Source organism: Oxalicibacterium flavum (assembly GCF_014635065.1).
GTDB lineage: Bacteria > Pseudomonadota > Gammaproteobacteria > Burkholderiales > Burkholderiaceae_D > Oxalicibacterium > Oxalicibacterium flavum.
This window is the reverse complement of record NZ_BMCG01000002.1, coordinates 544,437-561,538: the sequence shown is the minus strand read 5'-3', so window position 1 is coordinate 561,538 and position 17,102 is coordinate 544,437. Positions and strand designations below refer to the sequence as shown.

The 17,102-nt window shown below is 62.0% G+C and carries 15 protein-coding genes; 12 read left to right on the top strand and 3 right to left on the bottom strand.

Annotated features, from left to right (window positions below; genetic code table 11):
* Window positions 1-2: 2 nt before the first annotated feature.
* Both IEV38_RS06160 and IEV38_RS06155 read right to left on the bottom strand, forming a co-directional pair.
* Window positions 3-2,843, bottom strand: coding sequence for an EAL domain-containing protein (locus IEV38_RS06160; protein ID WP_229728821.1), 2,841 nt, complete (start codon window positions 2,841-2,843; stop codon window positions 3-5).
* A 179-nt stretch (window positions 2,844-3,022) separates the two neighbouring features.
* Window positions 3,023-3,829: a PP2C family protein-serine/threonine phosphatase gene (locus IEV38_RS06155; RefSeq protein WP_188395278.1), complete on the bottom strand. Its 807-nt coding sequence runs from the start codon at window positions 3,827-3,829 to the stop codon at window positions 3,023-3,025.
* Window positions 3,830-4,060: 231 nt separating this feature from the next.
* Here IEV38_RS06155 and IEV38_RS06150 point away from each other — a divergent pair, with 231 nt between their 5' ends.
* From IEV38_RS06150 to rlmD, 7 genes are all read left to right on the top strand, one after another.
* The gene (locus tag IEV38_RS06150) at window positions 4,061-4,261 is read left to right on the top strand and encodes a YdcH family protein (RefSeq protein ID WP_188395277.1); all 201 of its coding nucleotides are present in this window, start codon (window positions 4,061-4,063) and stop codon (window positions 4,259-4,261) included.
* Window positions 4,262-4,352: 91 nt separating this feature from the next.
* The gene (gene yoaA / locus IEV38_RS06145) at window positions 4,353-6,362 is read left to right on the top strand and encodes a DNA repair helicase YoaA (protein WP_188395276.1); all 2,010 of its coding nucleotides are present in this window, start codon (window positions 4,353-4,355) and stop codon (window positions 6,360-6,362) included.
* A 72-nt stretch (window positions 6,363-6,434) separates the two neighbouring features.
* The gene (gene surE / locus IEV38_RS06140; RefSeq protein ID WP_188395275.1) at window positions 6,435-7,172 is read left to right on the top strand and encodes a 5'/3'-nucleotidase SurE; all 738 of its coding nucleotides are present in this window, start codon (window positions 6,435-6,437) and stop codon (window positions 7,170-7,172) included.
* Complete coding sequence (locus tag IEV38_RS06135; protein ID WP_188395274.1) at window positions 7,169-8,074, top strand: protein-L-isoaspartate(D-aspartate) O-methyltransferase; 906 nt, start codon at window positions 7,169-7,171, stop codon at window positions 8,072-8,074. Before surE ends, IEV38_RS06135 begins: the two co-directional genes overlap by 4 nt.
* A gap of 48 nt (window positions 8,075-8,122) precedes the next feature.
* Entirely contained in the window at window positions 8,123-8,956 is an 834-nt protein-coding gene (locus IEV38_RS06130) for a peptidoglycan DD-metalloendopeptidase family protein (protein WP_188395273.1), read from the top strand.
* Window positions 8,956-9,975 (top strand): RNA polymerase sigma factor RpoS, encoded by a 1,020-nt coding sequence (gene rpoS / locus IEV38_RS06125; protein ID WP_188395272.1) that lies wholly within the window; start codon window positions 8,956-8,958, stop codon window positions 9,973-9,975. The genes IEV38_RS06130 and rpoS overlap by 1 nt, the downstream gene beginning before the upstream one ends.
* Before the next feature lie 119 nt (window positions 9,976-10,094).
* Window positions 10,095-11,453 (top strand): 23S rRNA (uracil(1939)-C(5))-methyltransferase RlmD, encoded by a 1,359-nt coding sequence (gene rlmD, locus IEV38_RS06120; protein ID WP_188395271.1) that lies wholly within the window; start codon window positions 10,095-10,097, stop codon window positions 11,451-11,453.
* A gap of 57 nt (window positions 11,454-11,510) precedes the next feature.
* Here the strand turns inward: rlmD and IEV38_RS06115 are convergent, their stop codons facing one another.
* A complete protein-coding gene (locus IEV38_RS06115) occupies window positions 11,511-12,200 on the bottom strand; it encodes a Bax inhibitor-1/YccA family protein (protein WP_188395270.1) in 690 nt (229 codons plus the stop codon).
* A gap of 182 nt (window positions 12,201-12,382) precedes the next feature.
* Between IEV38_RS06115 and ndk the strand changes: the two genes are divergently transcribed.
* The 5 genes from ndk to ispG all read left to right on the top strand — a co-directional run bounded on the left by ndk (window position 12,383) and on the right by ispG (window position 17,066).
* Window positions 12,383-12,808 carry a nucleoside-diphosphate kinase gene (gene ndk / locus IEV38_RS06110; RefSeq protein ID WP_188395269.1) on the top strand — a complete coding sequence of 142 codons (426 nt, stop codon included), beginning with the start codon at window positions 12,383-12,385 and terminating at the stop codon, window positions 12,806-12,808.
* 83 nt (window positions 12,809-12,891) lie between these two features.
* Complete coding sequence (gene rlmN, locus IEV38_RS06105; RefSeq protein ID WP_188395268.1) at window positions 12,892-14,058, top strand: dual-specificity RNA methyltransferase RlmN; 1,167 nt, start codon at window positions 12,892-12,894, stop codon at window positions 14,056-14,058.
* Window positions 14,058-14,849 carry a type IV pilus biogenesis/stability protein PilW gene (pilW, locus tag IEV38_RS06100; RefSeq protein ID WP_188395267.1) on the top strand — a complete coding sequence of 264 codons (792 nt, stop codon included), beginning with the start codon at window positions 14,058-14,060 and terminating at the stop codon, window positions 14,847-14,849. Before rlmN ends, pilW begins: the two co-directional genes overlap by 1 nt.
* Window positions 14,755-15,798 carry a helix-turn-helix domain-containing protein gene (locus IEV38_RS06095; RefSeq protein ID WP_229728914.1) on the top strand — a complete coding sequence of 348 codons (1,044 nt, stop codon included), beginning with the start codon at window positions 14,755-14,757 and terminating at the stop codon, window positions 15,796-15,798. The genes pilW and IEV38_RS06095 overlap by 95 nt, the downstream gene beginning before the upstream one ends.
* 2 nt (window positions 15,799-15,800) lie before the next feature.
* On the top strand, window positions 15,801-17,066 hold the full coding sequence (gene ispG / locus IEV38_RS06090) for a flavodoxin-dependent (E)-4-hydroxy-3-methylbut-2-enyl-diphosphate synthase (RefSeq protein ID WP_188395266.1): 1,266 nt from the start codon (window positions 15,801-15,803) through the stop codon (window positions 17,064-17,066).
* Window positions 17,067-17,102: the final 36 nt, after the last annotated feature.

Genomic DNA, 17,102 nt, shown 5'->3' with positions numbered 1-17,102 from the left:
CGTCAGGCCGTTTTTGCTTGTGGGATGTCGATGACGTTGTTAGCTGCCACAGGCGGATAGAACAGGGTGGCGGCACCGATCACTGCACCCTGTGCATAGCTGATGCCGATGTGCTGCAACTGGGTCAGCGTTTCCGGATCGTCGACCTTCTGTGCGATGGTCTTCAGTCCCATCACGGTGGCAATGCGCTCGATGGCTTCGACCTTGGCATAGTCGACCGGGTCGGTCGTGATGCCCTTGATGTAGTTGCCGTCGATCTTCAGGAAATCCACGTGCAGATGCTTCAGATAGGCGAACGACGACATGCCGCTGCCGAAGTCGTCGAGCGCGAAGCGGCAGCCGCGCTGCTTGAGCGCACCGATCAGCGCCAGTGCACGCGTCAGGTTGGTGATGGCCGTGGTTTCCGCCAGCGCGAAGCAGATCGATTCGTAGGGCAGATCGAATTCGTCGAACTGGGTGTGGATGAAATCGAGGAAGTGTTCGTCGTCCAGCGAGGTGCCCGAGATGCGCATCATCAGCAGGTGATGGCCGATGCCGCCCGCCGCATGCAGCGTGGCTGCATGCCGCTCGAAGGCGTTGCGCACGATCCAGCGGTCGATGGTCGGCATGAAATGATAGCGTTCGGCGGCCGGAATGAAGGCGGACGGCGGGATCAGCTTGCCGTTGTCGTCTTCGAGGTACAGGCAGAGTTCGTCGAACAGATGCTCGTCGCCGCCCGGACGCAGATTGACGATGCGCTGCGACAGCAGGCGGAAACGGTCGTTTTCGAATGCCTTCTGGATCCGCTCGTTCCACTTGACCTCGCCCTCGCGCGAAACCAGGTGGTCTTCCGGATGATAGATGTGGACGCGGTTGCGGCCGGCATCCTTCGCCATGTAGCAGGCGGTATCGGCCGCGCTCAGCAGATCGGGCAGCGACAACTGGTTGGTGCTGAAGTTGACGAGACCGATCGAGACGCCGATCGGGAAGATCTTGTCCTGCCAGACGAACTGGAAGTCGCAGATGGTGCGACGCAGCTTCTCGGCGATGCGCGAGGCCGATTCCGGCGAGCAGTTCTCGAGGAAGGCGCCGAACTCGTCGCCGCCGAGACGCGCCAGCGTATCGCTGTCGCGCACCAGCGGTTGCAGCAGCGCCGTGATCTGGCGCAGCAGTTCGTCGCCGGCGCTGTGGCCGCAGGTATCGTTGACGATCTTGAACTGGTCGAGATCGAGATAGAGCAGCGCATGCTGGCGCGACTGCCGCGCCAGTCCCTCGATGGCAAGGCCGAGCCGGCGTTCGAATTCGCGGCGGTTGAAGAGGCCGGTCAGCGGATCGTGCGCGGCCTGGTGCGACAACTGGATCGCCAGCTTGCGCGAATCGGTGACGTCGTGGAATACGAGCACCACGCCGGTCAGACGGCCGTCGCGGTCGCGGATCGGTGCCGCCGAATCTTCCACCGCATATTCGAGCCCGTCGCGGCTCAAGAGCACGGTGTCCTTGCTGAGTTCCACGCTGTCCTGCAGCTCCAGCGCTGCTTCCACCGGGTTGGCGACCGGTTCGCGCGTGAAGCCGTTGACGATGCGGAATACCACCGACGAAGGCAGGCCTTCGGCTTCTGCCTTGGTCCAGCCGGTCAGCTGCTCCGCGACCGGATTCATGTATTCGATATGGCCGCGGCGGTCGGTGGTGATGACGGCGTCGGCAATCGATTCCAGCGTGACCTGCGCGCGTTCCTTTTCCATGAACAGCACCGCCGCCGACTGTGCGCGGTCGGCCTCGTTCTGCTGCAGCGAGATCACCATGGTGTCGAAGGCGCGCGCGAGCTGGCTGATTTCTTCCTTGCCGTGGCGGATGCCGGTGCGCGCGTGCAGGTTGCCGGCCGCGATCTGGTTGGCGGTGCGCACCAGTGCCTTGACCCGACGCAGGATGATGACGTCGCCGACGAACCAGGCGGCTGCCAGCGCCAGCAGGGCAATGATCGCCAGGGTTGCCAGTTCCATCATCTGCAGGCGGTTGGCGGGCGCCACGATGTCGCTCATCGGAATGCCGATACTGACCTTGTAGCCGGAAATATCGGAAGTGCCGACCGGGGCGAAAGCGTGGAGCCGCGTGATGCCGTCTGCATCCGTCAGTTCCGAGGTGCCGAAGCCGACCTTGATCATGACGTCGAACAGCGAGGGGGCGGTACGCGTGCCTATCCATTTTTCCGGTTCGGGCCGCCGCGCGATGATGGTGCCACGGCTGTCTGCCGTGATCAGGACCGCGCCCGCGGGCAGCGCGATATCGCTGACGAAACGGTCCAGATAGCTGAGGTCGATGGAGGCGAACAGCACGGCGGCCACTTCGCCCTTGGCGGAAAGCACCGGATAGCCGAGATTGATGACGTGCTTGCGGGTACGGTTGCCGAACACATAATCGCCTGCAACGAAACGACCTTCGGCCACGGTACGCTGGAAATAATCCCGATTGGCGAGATTGACCTTTTCCGTCAGCGGGTAGGCGCTGCAGGTGACCTCGCCGTTCAACTGGATGAGGCCGAAATTGACGTAGCCCTCGTTGCGTTTCTGCACCCCGGCCAGGAACCGTTCGCAGGTGCGCGGATTGCCGCGCAGTTCCGGCACGGTGGATAGCACGCTCAGCAGCTGCCGCGATCCTTCGAGCAGGCGCGCCTCGCTGGTGGCGGCCAGCTGCGTCAGTTGCTGAAGATTGTCCTCGGCCATCGAGATCGCCTGCTGGCGCTCCTTCCAGGCGCCATAGACGGTAAGAATCACGGGCGGGATGATGGCCAGCAGCACGAGCACGAGCAGCCGGATGCGCAGGCTGTCGAAATTGAAACGCTGGAGAAAGGAATTTTTCAGGGCCACTTTGTTTGCCGGTCTGTGGCGCAGTGCGGATCGTCTGCGCGGTTCAATTTAATCTATATGGAGAGCGGATGCCATGCCTGCCGTGCTGCGGCTCAAGATGATGAGACCGGTTCGCAACGAAAAGAGTTTCCTTGAAATAACGTGATGCGGACAAGACATGGAAAATGATCATCCTGGCATCAGACGGCGCGGCGCATGGTCTTTGCCGTGTATTCCCGCACCGTGGGGTCCGGAGGCGTGAACTTGATGATGGCGAGCGTGCAGTTATCGGCTCTGCTGCCGTTTGCCCGCATGCGCGCCTTGTCGATCAGCATTTCGCAGGCCTTGCGCGGCGAATGGGCCGCGATTGCCGCGCCCAGTTCGGCTTCCTTGAAATACTGCCAGAGGCCATCGGTGCAGAGCAGGAAGGCATCCCCCGCCTGCAGCACATCGCGCCGATCGATCGTCAGGCCGGGCGCGATCGGCTTGCCGCCCAGGAAATTGACCAGCATGTGCGCCTGTTCCGGGGCAACGGCCGGCACTTTGCCATCGGGATGCTGCGCCGCCAGATGCGCCTGATACGTGTGATCCCTGGTGCGCGTGGTGCAGTTCGGGCCGGAGAAATGATAAAGCCGCGAATCTCCCGCATGTCCCCAGATCGCCTGTCCCTGCGGCGTGACGATCAGCAGGACGACGGTGCTGTGGGGTTGCTTCTCGGACGAAAGCGCGGACAGGCGTATGACCGTGTCCGCCTCGTTGGCGATGGCATGCAGGATGGTCTCGGGGGTATCGGTCAGCGGAGAAAACCGTTCGAACGCCTGACGCGCGGTATGGATCACCTGCTCGGCCGCCAGCGTGCCGCCCGAGCGGCCGCCCATGCCGTCGGCCACCACGGCCAGCAGGTAGCCGGGCGCCTTGGGCGCGGTCAGCAGCGCCGTGCGATCCTGTTGTTCGTCCCTGTCTCCGATGTGCTGGCCGGTACCGGCTTCTATCTTGTATTGGCTCATGCGTGCTGGTGGATTAAACTACGCGTTCACGAATGTCGATCGGCGATTATGCATTCTGCGCCAGCGGCATGCTGCAAGCAATTGTAAGAATGTTTTTGTCGAGAAGTTGCATTTTAATCATGAAATTTAACAATTTCCGTTTTTTCGTCGAAATTGCCGGCTATTGATGCACTGTCGTGCATCTTTACGACAGGCGGTCTTACATGTTTTTCTCGCGAATGCGTTCATGAAATGAGTTCATCACAGGATATCCAGCGCCGGATCGTCGAACTGGAAGTGGAGCACCGGGACCTGGACATGGTCATCACTACGCTGGTCCAGGCCGGTCCGTACGACGAACTGCAACTGCGCCGCCTCAAGAAACGCAAGCTCCAGCTCAAGGACAACATCATGCTGCTCAGGATGCAGCTGGTGCCGGACATTCCGGCCTGATCGCCATTCGCCATGTCGTCATTTCCCGCTGCGGTATGACGTCTGCTTCGGTTTTCCTTTTTATCACCGCCAACGAATTTCCCCGACTGTCTTGATTCCCGAGCCTTCCGCCATTCCCGAACCGATCGATCACGATGCGGAAATCGATCGCCTGTTCGGCACCGGCAGCCCGCTCGGGCAGGCCGTCGGCGGCTTTCGTCCGCGCCATGCGCAGACCCAGATGGCCAAGGCGATCGCGCGCGCCATCGGCAACCGCGAAACCCTGATCGCCGAGGCCGGCACCGGCACCGGCAAGACCTTCGCCTATCTGGTGCCAGCGCTGCTGTGGGGCGGCAAGGTCATCGTCTCGACCGGCACCAAGAACCTGCAGGACCAGCTTTTCCAGCGCGACATCCCGTCGGTGCGGCGTGCCTTGAGCGCACCAGTGTCGGTCGCGCTGTTGAAAGGGCGTGCCAACTACCTGTGCCACTTCCACCTCGAACGCACCCAGCAGAACGGTCGCCTGACCGCGCGCGAGGACGTCGGCTACCTGCGCGAGATTTCGCGCTTCATGAAGACCACCAGTACCGGCGACAAGGCCGAGCTGTCGCTGGTGCCGGAGACCGCCTCGGTCTGGAACCTGGTGACCTCGACGCGCGACACCTGCATGGGCGCCGAATGCCAGTACTACCAGGACTGCTTCGTCATGAAGGCGCGCAAGGAAGCGCAGCAGGCCGATGTGGTGGTGGTCAACCACCACCTGTTCTTTGCCGACGTGGCATTGAAGGATACCGGCGTGGCCGAGCTGCTGCCGGCCGCCAACACCGTGATCTTCGACGAGGCGCACCAGTTGCCGGAAACCGCCACGCTGTTCTTCGGCGAGACGGTCTCGACCTCGCAGGTGCTCGAACTGTGCCGCGATGTGCTGGCCGAAGGGCTGGCGCACGCGCGCGACGGCGCCGACTGGCCCGCCACCGTGACGGTGGTGGAGAAGGCGGCGCGCGACCTGCGGCTGACTTTTCCGCAGGACGTGGTGCGGCTGGCGGTGGCACAGATCGCACCGTCCAGTCCGTTCTTCCCGGCGCTGGACGTCCTCAAGGAAAAGCTCGACGGCATGATCGCCGTGCTCGAGCGCCAGGCCGAGCGCGCCGACACCATCGAGCAGTGCCGCGTGCGTGCGCTGGAACTGGCGGCGCGGCTGGAAGCCTGGAACAAGCCGGCCGGCGACGTCATCATCGGCCAGGAAAGCGTGCTGTGGGTGGAGGCGTTCTCGTCCTCGCTTCAGTTGCACCGCACGCCGCTGTCGATTGCGCCCATCTTCAACAAGCAGCGCGAAGGCATGCCGCGCTCGTGGATCTTCACCTCGGCGACGCTGGCGGTGAAGAACGACTTCACCCATTACAGCGCGCAGATGGGGCTGTGGGACGAGCCGGCGCAAACCTGGCCCAGTCCCTTCGACTATGGCAACCAGGGCATTCTCTATGTGCCGGACAAGCTGCCGCAGCCGAATTCCTTCGAATATACCGATGCCGTCATCGATGCCGCGCTGCCGGTGATCCAGGCGGCGGGCGGTCGTACCTTCTTCCTGTGCACCACGCTGCGCGCGGTCAACCGCGTGGCCGAACGCCTGCGCGAGGAATTCGAGCGCAACAAGCTGCCGTTCCCGCTGATGGTGCAGGGCGAAGCCGGGCGTACCGAACTGTTGGATCGCTTCCGCGCCGCCGGCAACGGCGTGCTGGTCGGCAGCCAGAGTTTCTGGGAAGGCATCGACGTGCGTGGCGAGGCGCTGTCGCTGGTCATCATCGACAAGCTGCCGTTCTCGCCGCCCGACGATCCTGTGCTGGCTGCGCGCATCGAAGCGCTCGAAAAGAAGGGCATGAACGGCTTCATGCATCATCAGCTGCCGGCTGCCATCATCAACCTCAAGCAGGGCGCGGGCCGCCTGATCCGTGACGAGACCGACCGCGGTGTGCTGATGATCTGCGACCCGCGCCTGATCTCCAAGCCCTACGGCCGCCGCATCTGGCAAAGCCTGCCGCCGTTCAAGCGCACGCGCGAGCTGGCGGTAGTCTGCGAATTCTTCGCCGAGCTTGCACGCGACCGGCTGGCCGCGGCAGGGTAGCGGCTAGTATCACGTGCATCGCGTGACCGTTGGCTTGCCGCGAGGCACCACGCATCGGGTAGAATCCTCGGCATGAAAATCCTTATCAGCAATGACGACGGTTACCTGGCGCCAGGCCTGATCGCGCTGGCCGATGCGCTGGCGCCGATTGCCGATATCACCGTGGTGGCGCCCGACAGCAACCGCTCCGGCAGTTCTAATTCGCTGACGCTCGATCGTCCGCTTTCGGTGTTCCAGGCTTCCAACGGCTTCTATTTCATCAATGGCACGCCGTCCGACTGCGTGCACATCGCGCTGACCGGCATCATGACCGAAGCGCCCGACCTGATCGTCTCCGGCATCAACCAGGGACAGAACATGGGCGACGACACGCTCTATTCGGGAACCGTGGCGGCTGCCACCGAAGGCTATCTGTTCGGCCTGCCGGCGATCGCGTTCTCGCAGGTGGAGAAGGGCTGGGCCGAAGTGGCGTCGGCCGCACGCGTGGCGCGCGACATCGTCGAACGGCGCTTCGAACTGTTTCCCGAACATTTCCTGGTCAACGTGAACATTCCGAACCTGCCGTACGCGCAACTGAAGCCGCCGGTCGCCACGCGGCTCGGCAAGCGCCACCAGTCCGAAGCGGTGATCCGCGCGCAGGACCCGCACGGCCGCGAGATCTACTGGATCGGCCCGTGCGGCGGCGAAAAGGATGCCGGCGAGGGCACGGACTTTCACGCGACCGCGCAGGGCCACGTCTCGATCACGCCGCTGCAGATCGATCTTACGCACAATGCGCAACTGGCCGATCTGAAGAAGGCGCTTTCATGACCGACAAGAACAAGCGTTTCCCGCTGCCGCTGTCCTCGCTGTCGAGCAAGCCGGCGCGCAATGGCGTGCAGCAGCCGCAACGCGCAACGCCGACTTCTTCTGCGTCGCGCGTGGCGACGCCGCAGACGGCGACGCTCAATGCCTCGCTGAATGCCGCTCGCACGCAGCCGCGTCCGGCAACGCCGTCGCGCCACGAAACGACATCCCGGCCGGCCGCGCCGGCATCCGCGCCGGTGCAGGGCGAGCGTTCGAGTCCGATGGTGTCGGACGCCGTGCGCAAGGCGATGGTGGCGCGCGTGGCGAAACAGGGCGTCAAGGACGCCAAGGTGCTGGCGGCGATGGAAGCGGTGCCGCGCCATCTGTTCATGGAACCGGCATTGCGCAGCCAGGCCTACATCGATGCCTCGCTGCCGATCGGCTACCACCAGACCATCTCGCAGCCCTACATCGTGGCGCGCATGATCGAGATCCTGCGGAACAATAACAATGGTGGCGCACTCAATCGGGTGCTGGAAATCGGAACCGGCTGCGGTTACCAGGCGGCGGTGCTGTCGCTGGTGGCCAAGGAGGTCTATTCGATCGAACGCATCAAGGGTTTGCATGAACTGGCCAAGACCAATCTGCGGCCGATGCGGGTGGCCAATATCCGCCTTCACTATGGAGATGGTATGCTTGGTCTGCCGCAGGTTGCGCCTTTCGACGGCATCATTCTGGCCGCGGCCGGACTGGAAGTGCCTCAGGCGCTGCTCGACCAGATGGCCATTGGAGGCCGTCTGATCGCACCGGTGGGCGATCGCCGTCAGGTGTTGCAACTGATAGAGCGTGTCGGCAAGTTCGAATGGAACAGCTCGACACTGGAAGACTGCCATTTCGTGCCGCTGCGTGCAGGAACGCATTCCTAGACGCGGTCCGGCGGCCGGGCATCAACGGATTTATTGAACACAATGAGAATGACAAAACCAAGACTCGCATTTCTGGCCTTGAGCATCGGCGTACTTGCAGGCTGCAGCACGGCGCCGCGCTCGCCGGCGCCGGTCAGCGATCGCGCGGTCGGCACGCCGACAGTAGTGAAGAAGACCGACGACAACGGCACTTATACCGTCAAACGTGGCGATACCCTGTATCGCATCGCACTCGACTTCGGACAGAGTTATGGCGAGCTGGTGACCTGGAACAATCTGACCGATCCGAACGACATCAAGGTCGGCCAGGTATTGCGTGTGACACCGCCGGATGGCGCCGGCACGCGTGGCGGCGCGCAGATCGGCAGCGTGGCGGCGCCTTCGGGCGTGGAGACCCGTCCATTGTCGGCGCCACCCGGCAGCAAGACGGCGCCGAACGGAGACAAGCGTCCTTATTCGGAAGCCGCTGCCGGCGAGATGCAGAAATCCGATACCGCTGGTGCTGCGGGCGGTGAGGAAGCCGTTTCGTGGATGTGGCCGGCCGAAGGGCGCCTGGTCAGCGGTTTCGACGACAATAAAAAGGGCATCGACATCGCCGGCAAGTCCGGCCAACCGGTGCTGGCGGCCGGCTCGGGCAAGGTCATGTATGCCGGCAGCGGCATTCGCGGCTACGGCAACCTCGTGATCGTCAAGCACACCAGCACGCTGCTGTCGGCCTATGCGCACAACAAGACCATCACGGTCAAGGAAGGTCAGACCGTGACCAAGGGCCAGAAAATCGCCGAAATGGGTGATTCCGACACCGATTCCGTCAAACTGCATTTCGAGATCAGGCAACAGGGCAAGCCTGTCGATCCTTCCAAATTCCTGCCCGCACGCTGATGCCACCTAACCGCGACATCCATGCCGACGATGACGACAATGCCGATTCCCTCGAGCAGGATCTGTCGTTCTCGTCGGAGGATGACGACGCTGCGGAGAATGAAGATGCCGTAAGCGAGATTCAGGCAGCGCCGGTCGAAGTGGCAGGCATCGACGAACTCAAGAAGGTGCTGTCGACCGAACTCTCGACGGATGCCACCCAGCATTATCTGAATCAGATCGGCTCGCGCCCGCTGCTGACGGTGGCCGAGGAAGTGCATTACGCCACGCTTGCCAAGCAGGGTGACTTTGCCGGTCGTCAGAAGATGATTGAACACAACCTGCGGCTGGTGGTGTCGATCGCCAAGCATTACATCAACCGCGGCGTGGTGCTGCTCGACCTGATCGAGGAGGGCAATCTCGGCCTGATGCGCGCGATCGACAAGTTCGAGCCCGAGCGCGGCTTTCGCTTCTCGACCTATGCGACGTGGTGGATACGCCAGAGCATCGAACGCGCGATCATGAACCAGGCGCGCACGGTGCGCCTGCCGGTACACGTGGTGCGCGAACTGAACCAGACCTTGCGCGCCAAGTTCCATCTGGAAGCGCAGCACCATGACGGCAAGGATGCGACCGCCGAGGAAATCGCGCACCTGATCGACCGCAGCGTCGAGGATGTGCAGGATATTCTTGCACTATCCGAGCATGCGGCATCGCTCGATGCGCCGCTCGACGGCGATCCGCAGTCGAGCCTGCTCGACATGCTGCAGGACGAGCATGCAAGCGATCCCGACACGGTAGCGGAACATCACGAAATGGCGACGCTGATACGCGACTGGCTCGAGCAGTTGTCTGACAAGCAGCGCATCGTGATCACGCGCCGTTTCGGGCTCGACAACGATGATCCTTCGACGCTGGAAGAACTGGCGGTCGAAATGGGCGTCACGCGCGAACGTATCCGGCAGATCCAGCAGGAAGCGCTCGCCAAACTCAAGCGTTCGCTGACGCGTACCGGCGTCGGCAAGGACTCGCTTTTCTAGGTCGCTGCCATTCGCAAATGCGGCGGCGGAGACGGATGGGGTTTGCTATCATCCTGTCTCCCGCGATTTCCCGATCCTGATTTTTGACAACCGGCGCATACCGCGACCGGTCTTTTCTTATGCAGCAGACCATACTCGATATCGAATCGCTCGACACCGAAGCGCGTGGCGTCGGCCACTTGTCCAATGAAGACGGCAGCACGGGCAAGGTCGTCTTTGTGGAAGGGGCACTGCCGCGCGAGCGGGTAGGTTTCTCTTCCTATCGCAAGAAAAGCAATTGGGAAGCGGCCAGGATGACAGCCCTGTACAGGGAGTCGTCGGAACGCGTGAAGCCACGCTGCGAATACTTCGGCACCTGCGGCGGTTGCTCGATGCAGCATCTCGACGCGCGCGCGCAGGTGGCAATGAAGCAGCGCATCCTCGAGGACAATCTCAAGCACATCGGCAAGGTACGTGCGGAAACCATGCTGCGGCCGGTGCACGGTCCGACCTGGGGCTATCGTTATCGCGCCCGCATTTCGGTGCGCAACGTGCCCAAGAAAGGCGGCGTACTGGTCGGTTTTCACGAGCGCAAATCGATTTATGTGACCGACATGAAAACCTGCGAAGTGTTGCCGCCGCATGTCTCGGCGATGCTGGTGCCGCTGCGCGAACTGATCGCCTCGCTCTCCATCGTCGATCAGTTGCCGCAGATCGAACTGGCGATCGGGCAGGGCGTGCAGACGCGCATCACGGCCATGGTGTTGCGCATCATGGCGCCGCTGTCCGCCGAGGACGAGATTCGCCTGAAGGCGTTCGCCGACGAGCACGGCATTCACTGGTGGCTGCAGCCGGCCGGGCCGGACAGTGCGTATCAGTATTACCCCGTGACTGGCGAGCTTCATTATACGCTGCCGGAGTTCGGCATTCGCATGCCGTTCAAGCCGACCGACTTTACGCAGGTCAATCACCAGATCAACCGCGTGCTGGTGGCGCGTGCCTTGCGTCTGCTCGACCCGCAGCCTGGCGAGCGCATCGCCGACCTGTTCTGCGGACTGGGCAATTTCACCTTGCCGATCGCCACGCAGGCGCGTGAAGTGGTCGGCATCGAGGGCAGCACCACCCTGACTGAACGTGCGCTGGAAAACGCGCGTGCCAACGGTGTGGAAGGCAGAACCACTTTTTACTGCCGTAACCTGTTCGAGGCCAAGGCGCAGGATTTCGTCGAGCTGGGCCGCTTCGACCGCATGCTCATCGATCCGCCGCGCGATGGCGCGCAAGCCGTCTGCGAAGCACTGGCGGAACTGGGACAGTCGCAGCCGGCGCTGCTGCCACGGCGGATTGTCTATGTGTCATGCAGCCCATCGACGCTTGCGCGCGATGCCGCCATCCTGGTCAACCAGGGGCGTTATGCGCTGCGCAACGCGGGAGTCGTCAACATGTTTCCGCATACATCGCACGTGGAATCGATGGCGGTGTTCGAACTGCGGGACGCGTGATGTTCGAATAAAAAAAGCCGACCAGATGGTCGGCTTTTTTGCGTTGGGCGAGAACTGTTATTCGCGATCGCCGCCGAAGATGCCCAGCAGCGAGAGCAGGTTGGCGAAGATGTTGTAGACGCTCAGGTACAGGCTCAGGGTGGCGGTGATGTAGTTGGTTTCGCCGCCGTTGATGATGCGCTGCACGTCGTACAGGATGAAGGCTGAGAAGATGCCGATCGCGGCTACCGAGATCGTCAGCTGCAGTGCCGGCAGTTGCAGCCAGATGTTGGCGACGGCCGCCAGCAGGATCACGACCACGCCCATGAACAGGAACTTGCCGAGGCCCGAGAAGTCACGCTTGGTGACGGTGGCGACGGAAGCCATGATGCCAAGGATGGCCGCGGTGCCGCCGAATGCCGTCATGATCAGCGAGGTGCCGTTTGCGTAGCCGAGGACGTGGCCGATCAGGCGCGACAGCATCAGGCCCATGAAGAAGGTAAAGCCGAGCAGCAGGGCAACGCCCAGGCCGGAATTCTTCGTCTTCTCGATTGCATAGAAGAAACCGAAGGCGATGCCGAGGAACACCACCAGGCCCATGAACGGGCTGCCGGCGAAGAACGAGAAATTGAACTGCACACCCAGCCATGCACCCAAAACGGTCGGGATCATGGAGATGGCCAGTAGCCAGTAGGTATTGCGCAGGACGCGGTTGCGTGCGACCGCCAGTTCAGCAGACGGCTGATAGGTCTGTTGTAGGTTGTTCATGCTTTCTCCAGGTTAAAATCGTTGCCATGTGGATATTCGACACATGTACCAGTATAACGGTTCTTAACGAAATCCTCACAAGCGTTCTGCTCGTAAGTATAGGGGCTTTCGTGGTAGAATCAAAGGTTAGTCGAAATATCAGATACTTGTTTTAACCCTTTCTTTTTATTGGAGTTTTTCAGATGGCGATCGAACGCACCCTGTCGATTATCAAACCCGATGCCGTAGCCAAGAACGTCATTGGCCAGATTTATACCCGTTTCGAGAATGCCGGCCTGAAAATCGTGGCTGCCCGCATGGCTCAACTGTCGCGTGCCGAAGCAGAAGGCTTCTACGCCGTTCACGCTGCGCGTCCGTTCTTCAAGGACCTCGTCGATTTCATGGTCTCTGGCCCTGTCATCATCCAGGTGCTCGAAGGCGAAAACGCGATTGCCAAGCATCGTGACCTGATGGGCGCCACCGATCCGAAGAAGGCTGAAAAAGGCACGATCCGCGCCGATTTCGCCGATTCGATCGATGCCAACGCCGTGCACGGTTCCGATGCGGAAGAAACCGCGAAGACCGAAATCGCCTATTTCTTCCCGGCGCTGAACGTTTATTCTCGCTGATCGTTCGCGCTTTCGATAAACTCGAAGGCGCATGTGGCGGACGCGTTGCCGTGTCCGCCCAAATTTACGGAAAACCGATTTCAATGACGACTCTCACCAATCTGCTGGATCTCGATCCCGCACAGCTTGTCGCCTATTGCGGCGAGCTGGGTGAGAAACCGTTTCGTGCCAAGCAGTTGCAGCGCTGGATACACCAGTTCGGCGCCAGCGATTTCGACGCCATGACCGATCTGGCCAAGTCCTTGCGCGACAAGCTCAAGACGCGCGCCGTGATTGCGGCGCCGGCCATCATTTCCGACCACACGTCCGCCGACGGCACCCGCAAATGGCTGGTTGACGTCGGTCAGGGCAATGCGGTCGAAACCGTCTATATCCCAGAAGAAAACCGCGGCACGCTATGCATCTCCACGCAGGCGGGCTGCGCCGTCAATTGCCGCTTCTGCTCGACCGGCAAGCAGGGCTTCAATCGCAACCTGACCGTGGGCGAGATCATCGGCCAGTTGTGGATGGCCGAATTCGAGCTGCGTCGCACCAAGGGAATCGAACCGGGTCCCAAGGGCGAGCGCCAGATCACCAATGTCGTCATGATGGGCATGGGCGAACCGCTGCTCAATTACGAGCCGACCGTCACCGCGCTCAAGCTGATGCTGGACGACAATGCCTACGGCCTGTCGCGCCGCCGCGTGACGCTTTCGACCAGCGGTGTGGTGCCGATGATCGACCGCCTGTCGCAGGACTGTGCGGTGGCGCTGGCCGTTTCGCTGCACGCGTCCAACGACCCGTTGCGCGACGGCTTGGTGCCGCTGAACAAAAAGTATCCGTTGGTGGAACTGATGGATGCCTGCCGGCGCTATCTGGAATTTGCGCCGCGCGACTTCATCACCTTCGAATACTGCATGCTCGACGGCGTCAACGACAGCGACCAGCATGCGCGCGAACTGGTGGCGCTGGTGCAGGGCAGCAATCCCGTGCCGTGCAAATTCAACCTGATCCCCTTCAATCCGTTCCCGGAATCGGGGTTGATTCGTTCACAGAACCCGCGTATCAAGGCGTTCGCGCAGGTATTGATGAATGCCGGCATTGTCACCACCGTGCGCAAGACGCGCGGCGACGACATCGATGCAGCCTGCGGCCAATTGGCCGGAGAGGTCAAGGACCGCACGCGGGTACAGGAACGCATGAAGAAAATGGCCGACTATCAGGAGAAGTTCGGCAGCAATTTCGGACGCATCGTGGAGATTTCGTCTTGATGAAAAACAGTCGTCGCTTGCCTCGGTTTGCCATCGGATTGCTGTGCGCCGTTCTGTTGTCCGCCTGTGCCGGTACGCAGGGGCCGACGCCTGACACCGAGTATTCCGCCAATGCCGATGCCCAGCGACGTGCCGGCATCCGCCTGCAACTGGCAGGCGAGTATTACCAGCAAGGGCAATTGCAGATTGCGCTTGATGAAGTGAAGCAGGCTTTGCAGATTGCGCCCAGTTTCGCCGATGCGCATAGCATGGCGGCGCTGATCTACATGGATCTTGGCGATGCGCGCCTGGCGGAAGAACATTTTGGTCGTGCCCTTCGGCTGTCTCCGCAGGACCCGGATCTGAGTAACAATTACGGCTGGTTCCTGTGCCAGCATGGACGGCCCGAGCAGTCGATCGCGCACTTCGAGACGGCATTGCGCAATCGCATGTATCGGTCGCCGGCCAGAGCGCTGACGAATGCCGGTACATGCAGCATCATGTTGCAGCGACTGGATGCGGCAGAAAAGTATCTGAACGAGGCATTTCGTCTCGATCCGTCGAATCCGGCTACCGCAATTGGCCTGGCGCGTCTCCATTATCAGCGTGGCGATTACCGCAACGCCCGTTTTTTCATCAGCCGTATAACCGCTTCAGACGCCGTGAGCGCCGAAGCCCTGTGGCTTGCGATCAGGATAGAGCGCCGCCTTGGCGATCGTGCAGCAGAAGTCAGCCTGGTCACGCAACTGGGGCGCCGTTATCCCGATTCCGCAGAATTTGCCGCTTATCAGCGCGGAGCTTTCAATGAATGATGAAGTAGCAGCCGAACACCAGGCCGACGAGCAGCCGGCATCGAATCAATCGGAGCAATTCGAGTCTCCGCGGGTTTCCGCGGGTGCGCAACTTGCCGCCCTGCGCGAAGAGCGTGGCTGGAGCATCGAACTGGTTGCCAGTCAGTTGAATCTGGCCCCACGGCAGATCCACGCCCTGGAAGCCGACAACCATGCTGCCTTGCCGGGCATGGCGATTGTGCGCGGCTTTATCCGCGCGTATGCAAAACTGCTGCGCGTCGATGCCGCACCGATTCTGGCCGCGGTTGAGCCGGCGGCCGACTCGGCAAATGCGTTGCCCGAACGTGCGCTGCTGACAGCCAGTTTTTCGGAGACGGCCGTTCCCTTCGGCAAGCGCAACGGGCCGTCCGTGCCCGTAATCGTCGGTGTCGTGGTCGTACTGCTGGCCATTCTGTTCTTCGTCGCGCAACGTGCCGGCTGGGTACCGGCATTCTCTCCCGTTCCGGCACTGCCGACAGCGGAAGAGGGCAGTGTGACGAAGGAGTTGCCGAACGATGCGGCGGCTGCCGAACCGGTTCCGCCAGAGCAGACTTTTGCTGACGAGACGTCGGAAGCCTCGCCAGCGGCCGCGCAGGCAGATGCCGGAGCCGATGCGAATGCGGTAGCGGCATCCTCGCCTGTCGTGGAGTCGGTAACGCCGGCATCGCAAGTGGAAAATACAGCGGCTGCCGAGGGAGAAAAGCCGCTGGTGTTTCAGGTCAAGGAAGATACCTGGGTCGAAATGCGGCGTGCAGACGATAGTGTGTTCGTCTCGCGCGTGTTCAAGGCGGGGACGACAGAGTCGTTCAACGTGCCGGGACCGCTTTCGCTGGTCATCGGTAATGCCGTTGGCGTCACCCTGAGCCTGCGTGGCCAGCCGCTCGATATCAGCGGCAACGCCAGCAATGTCGCCAGATTGAATGTGAAGTAACGATGTCCTGTTCCCCGATTGCCACCGGCCCCCTGTCGCGGCGTGCCAGCCGCACCGCCGTCGTTCGCTGCGCCGGCCGTGAAGTTCGCATCGGCGGCGATGCGCCGGTCGTCGTGCAGTCGATGACCAATACCGATACCGCCGACGCGGTCGGTACCGCGATCCAGATCAAGGAACTGGCGCGTGCCGGTTCCGAACTGGTGCGCATCACCGTCAATTCGCCGGAGGCGGCGGCCGCCGTACCCTACATCCGCGAGCAGCTCGAGCGCATGGACGTGGCGGTGCCGCTGGTCGGCGACTTCCACTACAACGGTCACAAGCTGCTGTCCGACTATCCGGATTGCGCGCAAGCGCTGGCGAAATACCGGATCAATCCGGGTAACGTCGGCAAGGGCGCCAAGCGCGATTCGCAGTTCGCGCAGATGATCGAGATCGCCTGCCGCTACGACAAGCCGGTGCGCATCGGCGTCAACTGGGGCAGCCTCGACCAGGAACTGCTGGCGCGCATCATGGACGAGAACGCGGCGCGTGCCGTGCCGTGGACTGCGCAAGCGGTGATGTACGAGGCGCTGGTGACCTCGGCCATCGAGAACGCGCAGCGTGCCGAAGAGGTCGGTCTGGCCGGCGACCGTATCATCTTGTCGTGCAAGGTATCGGGCGTGCAGGACCTGATCGCCGTCTATCGCGAACTGGCACGCCGCTGCGACTATCCGCTGCACCTGGGCCTGACCGAGGCCGGCATGGGCAGCAAGGGCATCGTCGCTTCGACCGCCGCGCTGTCGGTGCTGCTGCAGGAAGGCATCGGCGATACCATACGCATCTCGCTGACGCCCGAACCCGGCGGCGACCGCACCAGGGAAGTGGTAGTCGGGCAGGAAATCCTGCAGACCATGGGGCTGCGCAAGTTCACGCCGATGGTGATTGCATGTCCCGGCTGTGGCCGCACCACCTCGACCGTGTTCCAGGAACTGGCCGATCGCATCCAGACCTATCTGCGCGACCAGATGCCGGTCTGGAAGAAGCAGTACCCGGGCGTGGAGGAAATGAACGTGGCCGTGATGGGCTGCATCGTTAACGGCCCTGGCGAATCCAAGCATGCCAACATCGGCATCAGCCTGCCGGGTACCGGCGAATCGCCGGCGGCACCGGTCTTCGTTGACGGCGAGAAAACCATCACGCTGCGCGGCGAGAACATCGCGGAAGACTTCCAGTCCATCGTGCTGGAGTATGTAAAGAGCCATTACGGCAGGGAAAACAGCATCGCGTAAGGCGATGCCGAGCCTGCCTGTGCGGCTCGTGAAAGC

Coding starts and splice junctions, on each gene's coding strand:
- IEV38_RS06155 (WP_188395278.1), bottom strand. CDS start 3,829: ATGAGCCAATACAAGATAGAAGCCGGTACCGGCCAGCACATCGGAGAC.
- IEV38_RS06150 (WP_188395277.1), top strand. CDS start 4,061: ATGAGTTCATCACAGGATATCCAGCGCCGGATCGTCGAACTGGAAGTG.
- surE (WP_188395275.1), top strand. CDS start 6,435: ATGAAAATCCTTATCAGCAATGACGACGGTTACCTGGCGCCAGGCCTG.
- IEV38_RS06135 (WP_188395274.1), top strand. CDS start 7,169: ATGACCGACAAGAACAAGCGTTTCCCGCTGCCGCTGTCCTCGCTGTCG.
- IEV38_RS06130 (WP_188395273.1), top strand. CDS start 8,123: ATGACAAAACCAAGACTCGCATTTCTGGCCTTGAGCATCGGCGTACTT.
- rpoS (WP_188395272.1), top strand. CDS start 8,956: ATGCCACCTAACCGCGACATCCATGCCGACGATGACGACAATGCCGAT.
- rlmD (WP_188395271.1), top strand. CDS start 10,095: ATGCAGCAGACCATACTCGATATCGAATCGCTCGACACCGAAGCGCGT.
- IEV38_RS06115 (WP_188395270.1), bottom strand. CDS start 12,200: ATGAACAACCTACAACAGACCTATCAGCCGTCTGCTGAACTGGCGGTC.
- ndk (WP_188395269.1), top strand. CDS start 12,383: ATGGCGATCGAACGCACCCTGTCGATTATCAAACCCGATGCCGTAGCC.
- rlmN (WP_188395268.1), top strand. CDS start 12,892: ATGACGACTCTCACCAATCTGCTGGATCTCGATCCCGCACAGCTTGTC.
- pilW (WP_188395267.1), top strand. CDS start 14,058: ATGAAAAACAGTCGTCGCTTGCCTCGGTTTGCCATCGGATTGCTGTGC.
- ispG (WP_188395266.1), top strand. CDS start 15,801: ATGTCCTGTTCCCCGATTGCCACCGGCCCCCTGTCGCGGCGTGCCAGC.